The organism is Neobacillus sedimentimangrovi, assembly GCF_010614825.1.
Classification (GTDB): domain Bacteria; phylum Bacillota; class Bacilli; order Bacillales; family Cytobacillaceae; genus Neobacillus; species Neobacillus thermocopriae.
Map to the genome: position 1 here is coordinate 24,339 of NZ_JAAFZF010000015.1, position 12,977 is coordinate 37,315.

The following is a 12,977-nucleotide window of genomic DNA, read 5'->3' on the forward strand; positions in this document are numbered from 1 at the left end:
AAGGAGTGAGGTGTATGTAAATGGCAAAATTAACAGCTAAGCAAAAGCGTTTTGTTGAAGAATACCTTATTGATTTAAATGCAACTCAAGCTGCAATCAGAGCTGGATATAGTCCAGATAGTGCGAGAGCAATTGGAGCAGAAAACCTTACAAAACCAGACATACGTGCGCGTATAGACAAAGCGTTAGCAGAACGTTCAAAACGTACAGGAATTAACGCAGAACGAGTTTTAAGAGAATTGGCACGTATTGCGTTAGTTAATCCGGCGAATGTTATCGATTTTGAAGAAGCCACAATTTCCGGAGACGCATCAGAAGATGATTTAGCAGCAATCGCAAGCGTAAAAGTAAAAACGATTCCAGGAGAAAATGGAGACATTGTAGAGCGAGAAGTTCGACTCTATGACAAAAACAGAGCATTGGAATTGTTGGGTAAACACCTTGGAATGTTTAAAGACAAACTAGAAATCAACGGTTCTATGGATGTCGTACAGATAATCGACGACATTCCTAGAAGTGATGAAAATGAACATTAAGCTAACCAATGTTATTGCACCATCATTTTATGAAGTTCACCATGCAATTCGAAATAAACAATATGGCCATTATTGGTTAAAAGGTGGTCGTGGATCCACAAAATCCTCGTTTGTATCTGTAGAAATCATCATGGGGATGATGAGTGATCCAGATGCAAACGCAGTTATTCTACGTAAAGTCAAAGAAACGTTACGTGAATCCGTTTATGAACAAATGCTTTGGGCAATCGATAAGCTCAATGTTAGCCATTTATGGCACGCTTCATTGAATCCTTTAAGCATAACTTATAAGCCAACAGGACAAAAAATTATTTTTAAAGGTGCGGACAAGCCAAAGAAAGTTAAATCTAGTAAGTTTCGTCGAGGATACGCTAAGTTTATCTGGTACGAAGAAGTAGATGAATTTCACAACATGCAAGAAATTCGGACAATTAACCAGTCGTTGGTTCGTGGTGGACCCGATATTCAAGTGTTTTACACGTATAACCCACCACAATCACAAAATAACTGGGTGAATACCGAAGTAGAACAACAGAAATTCAGACAAGATACACTTGTTCATTCCAGTGATTATAGAAGCGTTCCGAAAGAATGGCTTGGTGAACAATTTATCAATGACGCTGAACATTTGAAGAAATCAAACCCGAAAAAATATGAGCATGAATATCTAGGGATTGTTACTGGAACTGGTGCAGAAGTGTTTACGAATATCACACAACGTAGAATCACAGATGATGAGATTGCCAGATTCGATAAAATTAGGCGTGGATTGGACTTTGGTTTTGCTGCCGATCCATTGCATTATACTGAGAATTACTACGATAAGGCGCGAGGGCGTCTTTTTATTTTTGTTGAAATTCATCAAGCAGGCCTTAAAAACAAGGAAGCTGTAGACAAAATTAAAATGTTTAATCCTATGAATGATTGGATTACAGGTGACTCTGCAGAACCGAGAACCATCGCAGAGTTTAATGACCTTGGTTTGAGAATAAGAGGAGCCAAGAAAGGACCAGGTAGCGTGGAGCATGGAATAAAATGGCTACAAGATTTGAATGAAATTATCATTGATCCAGAGCGTTGTCCGAATACAGCAAGAGAATTCACTCAATATGAAATTGAACGAGATATTAACGGTAATCTGAAAGGTACTTATCCAGATAAGGATAATCATAGTATTGACGCTACAAGGTACAGTTTAGAGGATGAAATGAGGGGCAAAGCGAAAATCAAGACTTTCAAAGGCTCTTTATAGCAATAACATTACGAAGAAGGAGGTTTGTAGATGGATCCATTTATTTTTCCGGCAGAGGATGAAATTACAGGAGAAGTCGTCCAGGACTTCATCGAGCAACATCAAGCGCTGCTTCCTCGATATCAAAAATTAAAGGATTTATACGAGGGAAATCACGCTATTCTATCACAGGAAGATAAGCCGGAATATAAGCCAGACAATAGGCTTGTAGTGAACTTTGCTAAATACATTACGGATACATTTAATGGCTATTTTATCGGTATTCCGGTAAAGGTGAGTCATGATGACCAAAATGTAAATGATGTTGTAGACGAGTTCATGACCCGTAATGATATGGATGACAACCAAGCAGAATTAAGTAAAATGGCTAGTATTTATGGACATGCTTTCGAATTGATCTATCAAAACGAGGATTCGGAAACATGCTGCACCTATAACAGTCCATTAGATATGTTTATCGTGTATGACGATACCATTGCCCAGAAACCATTATTTGCAGTTCGTTACCGTACTACAGATGATGGAATATCAGGTCAAGTCTTCACTAAGAATTCTCAGTTTCGAATCACAGGAGACAAAGAAGGATTAACTTTAACCGATCAGCAACCACATTACTACGGTGATGTACCGGTTATTGAATATATCGAAAATGAGGAAAGACAATCAGTATTTGAACAGGTAGAGACACTCATTAATGCTTATGACAAGGCATTATCAGAGAAAGCTAACGATGTGGATTATTTTGCTGATGCCTACATGAAATTATTAGGTGTAGAGCTTGATGAACAAGGGCTAAAATATATCCGTGACAATCGAATACTCAATTTGTATGGTTCTGAAGCTGATAAAATCATTGCGGAATTTATGGAAAAGCCTAACGGGGATACTACACAAGAGAATTTACTAGACCGTATTGAACGGCTGATCTATCAGATTTCAATGGTCGCAAATATTAATGATGAGTCATTTGGAAATGCTTCAGGAGTGTCCCTAGAATTTAAACTCCAGCCAATGAAGAACTTAGCTGCCATGAAGGAAAGGAAATTTGTTTCCGGTATGAATAGGCGCTTTAAAATGGTTTTTAACATACTGGGCACACAACGAAAAGTACAACCGGATGAATGGCGAAATTTAAATTATTCGTTCACTAGGAACATTCCGAGAAATATTTCCGATGAGGCAGATACTGCTGGGAAATTATCAGGAATTGTTTCTAAAGAAACTCAGCTATCCGTTTTATCATTTGTTGATAATCCGAAACAAGAACTGGAACGTATCCAAAAAGAAGAACAGGATCGAATGGGTGCTTTTCCGACAAATGAAGATGGGGATTTTATGACGGGTGGTGAATGAGATGTCGAAGTATCGTAAAAAACCTGTTGTAATCGAAGCATTTAAATTCTATGTTGATCCAATGCCTGATTGGTTTATGAAAAAAGTAATAGAAAACAAAATCATTCTTAGAAATTGTGATTACAAAAGATATTCTATTGATGAAGCGTATTGTGAAATCGAAACGCTAGAAGGAGTTATGCGCGGAAATGGTGGAGATTACATCATTCAAGGTGTAAACGGTGAAATCTATCCATGTAAACCCGATATATTTGAAAAGACATATGAAAAGGTTGAATAATCATGGCTAGCAAAACCTACTGGGAAAAACGAATGGAACAGCTTTATGCAGCCCAGGATAAAAAGAACAACCAACTAAATAAGGAACTTCGTAAAGAATACCATCGACTAGAAAACAGCATTGAAAGAGAAATTGCTGCCTATTATCAAAAATACGGTTTAGATAATGTCATCGAATACCGCCAGCTGGTTCTTAATTTAGCACCAGCAGAACGTGATCTGCTCTATAAGGATTATGAGGAATTCGCTAAAAGATTCCCTCAATATATGCACCTTATGCCTGTTCGTGAGTCCATTTATCAGTTAAATAGATTAGAAGGTTTACACTTGTCCATTCGTATGAAGATGGTGGAACTAGGAGTTTTTGAACAGGAAGGCTTTGAAAAGCTATTAAAAGAAGCCTATGAGAGGGGGTATTTATCCACCATGAAGGGGCTAGATAATGCTCCTTCATTTTTTAATGTAAATGATTTGGTTTTAAGTCAAACATTAAACGAGAAATGGATTAATAACGGAAATTTTTCAAGCCGTATTTGGGCGAACAAAGAAAAGTTGCTTAATACTTTGAATAACGAAATTAGAGATGCCATAATCCAAGGCGCTGATTATAAACAAATGAGCAAGATTATTCAGCGTCGCATGGAGGTTGCTGCCTATGAATCAATGAGATTGATTGTGACGGAAAGTGCCTTTGTCATGAACCAAGCAAATAAACAGGCATTTATGGACGCTGGTATCAAGCGATATGAAATAACAGCAGTGATGGATAGGCGAACGAGTCCTACATGTAGAGGATTAAACGGTCAAAAATTTGAATTTAAGGATGCAAGGGTTGGGGTAAATTATCCCCCGTTTCATACATTTTGTAGGACAACTGTAGTACCGATTGAGAATGATTAGGGGTGAAAATTGTCTTTAGCCAATAGACGTTAAACAGGGCTATTTTTTATGCCAAAAATCAATCGTACACGGGTATTTAAGCAAGATTAGAGCATTACTACCCGATAAGTTGTGAAAGGGCTCTGATGAGCGTTTTTGGGGCTTATACGGTGTATTAAGAAATAATCAAGCAAAAATGCGTGTGTGGGATGAAAGGGGATTATGAAACTATGAAACATAAAAATAAATTTCTTTTAAAGTTAGATTTACAACACTTTGCTGCTGACCCTGGAGTCGATCCACAAGAATCAAATCCAACGGATCCACCAGAGCCGGGAACAGAACTAAAGAAAATCGAACTCACGGAAGAAGAATTGCTAAAACGTATTGAAAGTGAGTCTGATAAAAAGCTAGAAAAAGCCTTGAAAACAGCTCGAACGAAGTGGGAAAAAGAATTCCATGAAAAGTTAGAGCAAGAAAAGAAAGAAGCTGAACGTCTAGCTAAACTATCCGAGAAAGAGCGCAAAGAGGAAGAAATGCGCAAGCGTGAAGAAGAACTCGAAAAACGATTTAAAGAGCTTGAACGGAAAGAATTAAAAGCTGACGCCATTGGGGTTTTAACTGAAAAGCAATTACCAACAAACTTTGTGGACTTTTTACTTGCAGATAATGCAGAAAAAACGCTTGAAAACATTAATGTTTTTAAATCAGCGTTTGATGAAGCAGTTGCTGCAAAAGTGAAAGAAGCATTAGCTGGAAATCCACCAAAGAAAAATCCATCCGGTAATAATTTTAAAAACCCTTTTAGCAAAGCTCATTTTAATCTAACCGAACAAGCGAAACTTTACAAAGAAAACCCGGATTTATACAAACAATTAAAGGCTCAAGCCAATCAATAATTAGGAGGATGAATATTTATGACTACAAAATTAGCTGATGTAATTCAACCTGAGGTATTTACACCTTATGTCATTCAAAGGACGATGGAAAAATCTGAATTAATTAAGTCGGGGATTGTTGTTCATGATGCTGAATTTGACCGTTTGGCAAGTGGTCCAAATACACTTGTGAATATGCCATATTGGAATGACCTAACTGGTGATTCTGAAGTAATGGATGAGGATACAAACTTAACAGCTAAGAAAATCACAGCCAGCAAAGACGTTGCTCGTAAACATGGTCGAGCTAATATGTGGGGGGCTAACAATTTAGCTGCATACTTATCCGGTGATGATCCAGCTGGTGCTATTGCCGATTTAGTGGCAAGTTATTGGGATCGTGAAATGCAAAAAATCCTATTAGCTACATTGAAAGGTGTTTTCGCTGCTTCAAATATGACAGAAAAAACATTGGATATTACCAATGAATCTGGAAATGCTTCTTTGCTTACTGGTGAAACATTCATTGACGCAAACCAAGTAATGGGCGACGCAAAAGATTCTATTACTGGTGTGATGATGCACTCATTTGTTGAATCTTACCTTGCTAAACGTCAATTAATTGAATACGTTCAAGAGTCTGAACAAAACATTCGTGTTCCGTACTTTATGAACAAACGTGTTATTGTAGATGACTCTATGCCATACGATACAACTAATAAAATCGGTGAAATGTATCTATTTGGTAGTGGAGCAATTGCATTGGGTAATGGTTCACATCCTGACATTAAAGAAACAGAAGTGGATCGAGACAAACGTAATGCAGCCGGTCAAGATTACCTAATCAACCGTAAATTGTTCATTCTTCATCCACGCGGTGTGAAATGGACCGAAGGCAGCGTGGCTAAAACATTCCCAACAAATACTGAAATTGAGACTGGATCCAACTGGAGCCGAGTATACGAGCCAAAAGCTATTCGTATCGTGAAATTCAAATTCCGTACGGAAGTGCCTGCAGGAGTTTAATGAGGGGGTAAGAGCTAATGGCGTACAAAGTCATCCAGTCGTTTTCCGATTTACAGGATAATGGCTATGTTTATAATGCGGGGGATTCTTACCCCCGTTATGGTTATAAACCAACGGAAAAACGAATTCAGGAGCTTTTAACGGTAAATAATAAAGCAGGACAGGTATTTATCAAGGAAGTCGAAAACAAAAAGAAGCAAGAGTCAAAAGAAAAGAAAGTAGCTGCTAAAAAGAAAAGCGGTGAATAACTATGGCAATTGATATTCGAGTTATGGTTCGTATTCCGGAAATTAAACCAGATTTACTTCAAGAATTGGTTCAAACAGCAACAGACCGCATTAATCTTAGATTAGGAGTTTCCGAATTTCCAAATGAATTAGAATCCATTGCAGTGGAAGTCGTTTGTGCGATGTATAACCGGAAATATCACGCAGGAATTAAAAGTGAAAATGCTGATACATTTAGCGTTTCCTTTGTTGATGATCTACTTAAGGAATACGAACCGGATTTTACACGTTATCTCGAAATGAAGGAAAAACAAGAGAACGCTAATAGAGGGGTGTTGAGGTTCTTATGAAGTTCAAACCCCTCTTTTTATATGCCGAACAAGAAACCGGAAAAGACATTCTAGGAAATCCGATTAAAGAATTCGTTCAGATTGAAGAGTCAGAAGGTCTCTTTTCATCCTGGACAAGCAAAGAAATTGCTTTAGATGTTCGGGAAATAACGATTCACAATCGCAAAATACTTACTCCGTGTTCGAAGGAATTACTTGAACAAGCTGAAAAAGTGAAATTCGAGGATAAATACCACTTAATTAACGAAATCAATGGTGATGATACGACTCGTTGGCGAATAATCGTCGTTAATCGCTACGGAAGTGAGTCATTATGAGGTTTGAGTGGGTAGGTGTTAATCCACTTGCTAGAAAGCTCATTCAAAAAAGTGCTACTGATTTCAAAGAGGTTGCTGAAAAGAACATCCGTGACATTTATACACGTTCTCAAAAGCCAGGTGGTACTCCTGTAGGTGACTACACTGGCGGTGGGCAATTAAGGAAATCAGCACAATATCGTGGTGATGAGATGGGCTATACGGTTCATTATGCGCCGCATGTTGAGTATGGGCACCGATTAGTAAGAGGGGGCCGGACCATCGGGTTTGTGCCAGGACAATTTTATTTAAAAAAGAATGTGGATACACAAAGACCTATTTACAAAGAGGATTTAAGGAAAAAGTTAAGGGAATGATTTGATGTTAAAAAGATTAAACCCTACTCTTATTCGAGCAGCCGTTATCAATCGAATTCAAGAATATACGGGTAAACGGTGTTATGACAAAGTGCCAAATAATGCCCCTATTCCGTTTTATGCTATTCCTACAGTCCTACAACGTCCAGATGACAGTAAAACTATGGCGCGTGATTCGTTCGAAATTATGATTCATGCCTTTTCGGATGGATCTTCTTCTATTCACATAGACGAAATGACAACAGCAGTCTATGAAGCATTTTCTGAATACATCGAGTTAGACGGTGGCTATGAAGTTACCTTACAACAATTCGATGGTGTAAATCAGATATTAGCGCAAGAAGATGGCACGGATATGGCGGTTATGACATTAAGAATTACCGTTTTTTACGGATTAAAAGTAAAAATTTGAGGAGTGATATAGATGAGTGAAACATTAAAGACTCAATTAACTGGTCAATTAGCAAAAGCAATTGCAGGTAAAGATATTTTGTTATCAATTTGGGATTCTACAGGTAGCAAATTATTGGCTATTGCCGGGCAACAAGGGCTTACGATTAACCGTGATAAAGATACCATTGAGGTTACGTCAAAAGACGCGCATGGTGGCTGGAAACAGTTTTTAGGTGGCTTGAAAGAATGGTCTATTGATAATGATGGTGTTTATGTTCGTACAGATGATTCACATAAACAGTTAAAAGCAGCATTTGATGGTGATGATCCAATCTTAATCAAAGTAACTAATCAAAAGGCCAAAACGGATATGTTTGGTGGGTTAGCTATTGTAAAAAGTTATCCAATCGAAGCGCCTTATGATGACGCAGTGACTTACAGCATTAGCCTACAAGGTACAGGGGAATTAGTAGATTTAGAGGATGCCCCTCAAACACCAGAAGTTTAATAAATTCGGAGGATGATATAGATGTTTGAAGTTGAAGGAATCGTTTATACGTTAAAATTCAATGCTAAAAAGTTAAAAACCATTGAAATGTTAGCCAAAACAAGTGTTGTAGGTGAAATGGTAAAGAATAATGGAGTATTACCGTATAACCTTTTAGAATTACTATTCTCCTTTGGACTTGTGGAGGAAAAAACAAACGAAGCAGTTCCACAGAAAAAGGCTGCAGAAATGTTTGAAAAAGTTGTTGAAGAAAACGGTTATCTTATCACAAATAATGCAGTGTTAGAAAAATTCCAAGCTGATATGGGTTTTATGTTCCGGTAGAACTCGTTGAAAGCGAGCTACCGAAAAGTGATTTAACCCCTTATGATTTAAAAATGCAAAAGCTAGCTGAACCATTTCAAGACGAAATGGAGCTAGCTTTTTTTGTTGTTGAAATAGGCATATCAAAAAACGAATATGAACAACTAACGGAAACAGAAAAGATGTTTATCCGAAAACGTCATGAACAGAAATTTATTAACGAAACAACCTGGATGAGAAATGCCGTTCTTAACGCAGTTAACAACGCTTTACGAAAAAAAGGGAAAAAATTCATTGATTTATTCCCGAAAGCACCTAAAAAAGCGGATAAGGAATATAACGAAAACGCAGTTAAAACCATTCTTGAAATGGAAGAAAAGAACGGAAAAGACTGGGTAGATCGGATTTATAAAGCAAATGGAATGAAAACCCCCAAGAAGGGAGGTTAATAGATGGCGGACTATGTATTATCTGCAAAAATAACGGGTGACGCAACCGGATTTACAAGGGCGTTTCAACAAGCAAATGAAACCTTACAAAATATGTCCAGCAAAGTAAAAGATGCTGGCGCACGGATAAGCGACTTAGGAAAAAAAGCAACCATAGGTGGTGCTGCATTAACAGCTGGAATTACTATGCCTTTTATGAGTGCCATAAAAACTACTGCTGATTTTGACTCTGCTATGAGAAAGGCTGGTGCGATTGCTGGGGCCAGCGCCAAAGAATTAGATGCCATGACACAAGCAGCATTAGATTTAGGGGCTAGTACTTCCTTATCGAGTACCCAAGTGGCTGAAGCGATGACGGAAATGGCTGCAAAAGGCTATGACGCGAATCAAGTTATAGCTGCTATGCCTGGTGTCATAAGTGCGGCCGAAGCGTCTGGTGAGAATCTAGCATTGACGGCAGATACAGTCGCAAGCGCCCTAAATGGGTTCCAGTTATCTGCTGATAAGTCAAATAAAGTCGCAGATATCTTGGCTATGACTGCCAATAAAACGGCTGCTGGTATCACTGACCTCTCTTACTCCTTTAAATACGCTGCACCTGCAGCAAACAGTTTAGGCATATCTATGGAGGAGTTATCTGCAGCTACTGGTTTAATGGTTAATGCAGGTATGGAAGGATCTCAGGCTGGTACAACCTTGCGTATGGCATTTAATAGACTTGCAGGACCAACGAGAGAAGCGTCTGAAACTATGGCCGAACTAGGATTTAGTGCTGTAGATGCGAACGGTAATTTTAAGCCGTTGAATCAAATTGTGGGCGATCTGAATAAATCATTGGCTGGTATGACAGAAGCTCAAAAAATCGCAGCACTTTCCACTATATTCGGTACAGAAGCAGCTAGTGGCATGTTGATCTTATTGCAAGCAGGCCAAGAAGAATTGCAAGGATTAACAAAAGAGCTTGAAAACTCAGCAGGAGCTAGTGCGGCGGCAGCAGAACAGATGAAAGCTGGTATTGGTGGGGCACTTGAAAATCTATCTGGTGCTATTGAATCAGCAACAATCAGCGTCATGAGTCAGTTGTCGCCTTTTATCACGGATATAGCCAAATGGGTTACTGGAGTTATAGATAAGTTTAATAGTTTAGATGATGGAACAAAGAAGATGATTGCTTTTGCTGCAGGAATTGCAGCGTTAGCAGGTCCGGTATTAACTGTTTTAGGTATTATGACTATCGGACTTGGTGGGCTTGTATCGGCATTTGGCTTTTTAATTAGCCCAATTGGTTTGGTGATTGCTGCTTTAGCTGGATTGGCAGCTGTCTTCGGTCACCAAATGGCTACTAATGAGGCGTTTAGAAACAATGTAATTTCTGCCTTTACAGAAATAGGAGAAAAAATATCCAGTGTTATTAACACGGTTATCCCAATCATTCAGGGATGGTGGTCAGCCCTACAACCGATTATTGCGAATATCGGAAACATGATTAGTAATGCTTTTTCAAACATTGATTTTGGAGCTGTATTAAGTTCTGTTGGTTCTAAACTTAGTGCCGTATTTTCCACGATATCCGGCATTGTTCAAGCGGTCTGGCCTGTAGTACAAACGTTTTTTACAAGTATTATTCAAGGGTTTCAATCTGCAGGAGGAATCGGTAGTGGATTCGGCATACAGTTAGCTTCAATTTTTCTAGGGTTGAATCCAATTATTAAAGGCGTCATCTTGTTATTCCAAAACTTTGGACCACAAATTGTAAGTGCGTTTCAACAGGTTTCCTCTATGCTTATCCCGGTTGTATCAACTATCGGTACGGCTTTAGGAGAAATTGCTGCAGCGATTATTCCTGTGTTTATGAGTGCTTTGCAAACATTGATTCCTGTGGTCATTCAAGTAGGAATGGCATTTATGAATATTGTTCAAATGGTGTTGCCAGTATTGATTTCATTAATCAACCAATTGGTTCCAATTATCACACAAATTGTGGTCATAATTGCACAGACAGCAGCTCAATTAATGCCTTTGATAGGTATGTTGATTAGTTCGTTGTTGCCGGTCATTGTAAACATCATTTCAACCATTATGAATATTGTTCAGACGGTCGCGCCTGCATTTATAGCCATTATTAACGTGATAATGCAAGTCGTCCAAGCTTTAATACCTGTTTTCATGAGTATTATCACAGTGGTTGTAAATGTAGTGGCTAATGTGATTTCAGCAGTTACACCACTTGTCGCATTTTTTGGTGGAATTATCAATGCGATCATGGCGATTATCGCTCCAATTGTTGCATTTGTTGCAGGAATTATCGCGAACATCATTGCAGCAATTCGTCCAATTATCGCTGTCGTAACCGGAATTTTTAACACTGTTTTTTCTGTAGTTTCTGGGATTTTCAGAAATATCGTTACGTTTATTGGATCAGCAATTAACTCGATAAGCTCTGTTATCAGTGGTTTGAGTTCGATTGTTTCTGGGGTGTTTAATACTATTTTTAGTATTGTAACGGGTGTCATGAATCGAGTATCAAGTGCGATAACTGGAGTTTTTTCTGCGATTCAAGGCGCATGGTCAGGTTTGACCGGATTTGTTTCTAATGTGTTTTCTGGAATCTCCAGTGCAGTTCAAAGATTAGTTGGACAAGTTAAAGGTTTCATCAATAACGTCATCGGTGGAATCAATGCAGCAATTGGGCTAATTAATAAGATACCTGGTGTAAGCATTGGAAAGATACCTTATCTCGCGAATGGTACTGATGATTGGCAAGGTGGTTTTGCGTACATTAACGAAGGTGGCCGTGGTGAGTTAGTGAACTTACCTAATGGGGCCCAAGTGATTCCTCATGATGTTTCTATGCGATATGCACGTGAAGCAGCGAAAAAAAATAATAGTGTTCAGGTCGTACAAACACAACGATCCGACAGTCGACCAATCGTAATCACCAACGTATGGGAAGTCGACGGCTACGAGCTTGCACGAGTAACTGAGCCGTACCTAGACGCAAGACAAGCGCAAAACTTTACCGTAAGAACTTATATGAACGGAAATAGGGGGTAGGCGATGAACACGATTATACAGCGACTAAATGGCACGACTTACGATTTAGCGGAGCTAGGCATATTTACGCGTGATTTTAACGTGTCAGCGCCGAAGCCCCGCCACTATACGGAACAGGTTGAAGGTATGCACGGCGCAATCGACATGGGTACGGTTTATGACCCGCGCCCGATTAGCGCCTCTTTTTATGCAAAAGCGGTGGACTACGATGATTATGCGCTAATGCGTGATGAGATATTCCGAATGTTTCTGTCGGATGAGGCATTTTACGTAATCGAGTCGCGTAATCCAGGCAAGCGGTGGCTGGTTAAGGTGGCGGACACATTCGGACTCGACCAACAATTTTTATACGGCTTTTTTGACGTCGAATTTATCGCTTATAGCGGTTTTGCCGAATCTATCGGTACGACGCAAGACGCCTTTACCTTTGACGCGGAGTTATGGCAATTTGGCGAAGGGTTAACGGCTGACGATTTAATTTATACGTTTAATTCGCCGTCATTTCGTGTGTACAACGCGGGCGATATTGCGATAAACCCTCGCAATATGACGCTTGATATTACGTTTACTGGGGCGTCGAGCGATTTGACGATCAAAAACGAGACAACAGGCGACATGTGGAAATATACGGGAAATACCAACGCAAGTGATGTCGTCAAGTTGACGGGCGTCCGCGCCATTAAAAACGGTTTATCCATTCTTCGCGATACGAACCGGAAACTGATTACGATTGCGCCGGGTTGGAACGACTTTACGGTCGTAGGGGCGAGCGGAAGTTTTACGGTTAAATTCGACTTTCGATTTTATTACTTATAGG

At 39.2% G+C, this 12,977-nt stretch carries 17 protein-coding genes; all 17 read left to right on the plus strand.

What is annotated here, in order from left to right:
- Positions 1-20 precede the first annotated feature (20 nt).
- The 17 genes from GZA11_RS07300 to GZA11_RS07380 all read left to right on the plus strand — a co-directional run bounded on the left by GZA11_RS07300 (position 21) and on the right by GZA11_RS07380 (position 12,976).
- The gene (locus GZA11_RS07300; protein ID WP_163183326.1) at positions 21-536 is read left to right on the plus strand and encodes a terminase small subunit; all 516 of its coding nucleotides are present in this window, start codon (positions 21-23) and stop codon (positions 534-536) included.
- On the plus strand, positions 526-1,788 hold the full coding sequence (locus tag GZA11_RS07305) for a PBSX family phage terminase large subunit (RefSeq protein ID WP_204317751.1): 1,263 nt from the start codon (positions 526-528) through the stop codon (positions 1,786-1,788). The genes GZA11_RS07300 and GZA11_RS07305 overlap by 11 nt, the downstream gene beginning before the upstream one ends.
- Positions 1,789-1,818: 30 nt before the next feature.
- Entirely contained in the window at positions 1,819-3,141 is a 1,323-nt protein-coding gene (locus GZA11_RS07310; RefSeq protein ID WP_163183328.1) for a phage portal protein, read from the plus strand.
- Between the two features lies 1 nt (position 3,142).
- Positions 3,143-3,421: a hypothetical protein gene (locus GZA11_RS07315; protein WP_163183329.1), complete on the plus strand. Its 279-nt coding sequence runs from the start codon at positions 3,143-3,145 to the stop codon at positions 3,419-3,421.
- 2 nt (positions 3,422-3,423) lie between these two features.
- Complete coding sequence (locus GZA11_RS07320) at positions 3,424-4,320, plus strand: minor capsid protein (protein WP_163183330.1); 897 nt, start codon at positions 3,424-3,426, stop codon at positions 4,318-4,320.
- Positions 4,321-4,529: 209 nt separating this feature from the next.
- Complete coding sequence (locus GZA11_RS07325) at positions 4,530-5,198, plus strand: DUF4355 domain-containing protein (protein WP_163183331.1); 669 nt, start codon at positions 4,530-4,532, stop codon at positions 5,196-5,198.
- A gap of 18 nt (positions 5,199-5,216) precedes the next feature.
- Entirely contained in the window at positions 5,217-6,203 is a 987-nt protein-coding gene (locus tag GZA11_RS07330; RefSeq protein ID WP_163183332.1) for a major capsid protein, read from the plus strand.
- Between the two features lie 17 nt (positions 6,204-6,220).
- Positions 6,221-6,451 carry a hypothetical protein gene (locus GZA11_RS07335; RefSeq protein ID WP_163183333.1) on the plus strand — a complete coding sequence of 77 codons (231 nt, stop codon included), beginning with the start codon at positions 6,221-6,223 and terminating at the stop codon, positions 6,449-6,451.
- A 2-nt stretch (positions 6,452-6,453) separates the two neighbouring features.
- Positions 6,454-6,780: a phage head-tail connector protein gene (locus GZA11_RS07340; protein WP_163183334.1), complete on the plus strand. Its 327-nt coding sequence runs from the start codon at positions 6,454-6,456 to the stop codon at positions 6,778-6,780.
- Positions 6,777-7,097, plus strand: a complete 321-nt coding sequence (locus GZA11_RS07345) for a hypothetical protein (RefSeq protein WP_163183335.1) — start codon at positions 6,777-6,779, stop codon at positions 7,095-7,097. The genes GZA11_RS07340 and GZA11_RS07345 overlap by 4 nt, the downstream gene beginning before the upstream one ends.
- Positions 7,094-7,453: a hypothetical protein gene (locus tag GZA11_RS07350; RefSeq protein WP_163183336.1), complete on the plus strand. Its 360-nt coding sequence runs from the start codon at positions 7,094-7,096 to the stop codon at positions 7,451-7,453. The genes GZA11_RS07345 and GZA11_RS07350 overlap by 4 nt, the downstream gene beginning before the upstream one ends.
- A gap of 4 nt (positions 7,454-7,457) precedes the next feature.
- Positions 7,458-7,865 carry a DUF5072 family protein gene (locus tag GZA11_RS07355; protein WP_163183337.1) on the plus strand — a complete coding sequence of 136 codons (408 nt, stop codon included), beginning with the start codon at positions 7,458-7,460 and terminating at the stop codon, positions 7,863-7,865.
- A 12-nt stretch (positions 7,866-7,877) separates the two neighbouring features.
- On the plus strand, positions 7,878-8,354 hold the full coding sequence (locus GZA11_RS07360) for a phage major tail protein, TP901-1 family (RefSeq protein WP_163183338.1): 477 nt from the start codon (positions 7,878-7,880) through the stop codon (positions 8,352-8,354).
- A 21-nt stretch (positions 8,355-8,375) separates the two neighbouring features.
- On the plus strand, positions 8,376-8,678 hold the full coding sequence (locus GZA11_RS07365) for a segregation and condensation protein B (RefSeq protein ID WP_163183339.1): 303 nt from the start codon (positions 8,376-8,378) through the stop codon (positions 8,676-8,678).
- Positions 8,679-8,731: 53 nt separating this feature from the next.
- On the plus strand, positions 8,732-9,106 hold the full coding sequence (locus GZA11_RS07370; RefSeq protein WP_235924911.1) for a phenylalanine racemase: 375 nt from the start codon (positions 8,732-8,734) through the stop codon (positions 9,104-9,106).
- A gap of 3 nt (positions 9,107-9,109) precedes the next feature.
- Positions 9,110-12,160, plus strand: a complete 3,051-nt coding sequence (locus GZA11_RS07375; RefSeq protein WP_163183340.1) for a phage tail tape measure protein — start codon at positions 9,110-9,112, stop codon at positions 12,158-12,160.
- 3 nt (positions 12,161-12,163) lie between these two features.
- Positions 12,164-12,976 carry a phage tail family protein gene (locus GZA11_RS07380; RefSeq protein WP_163183341.1) on the plus strand — a complete coding sequence of 271 codons (813 nt, stop codon included), beginning with the start codon at positions 12,164-12,166 and terminating at the stop codon, positions 12,974-12,976.
- The last annotated feature ends 1 nt before the right edge of the window (position 12,977 follow it).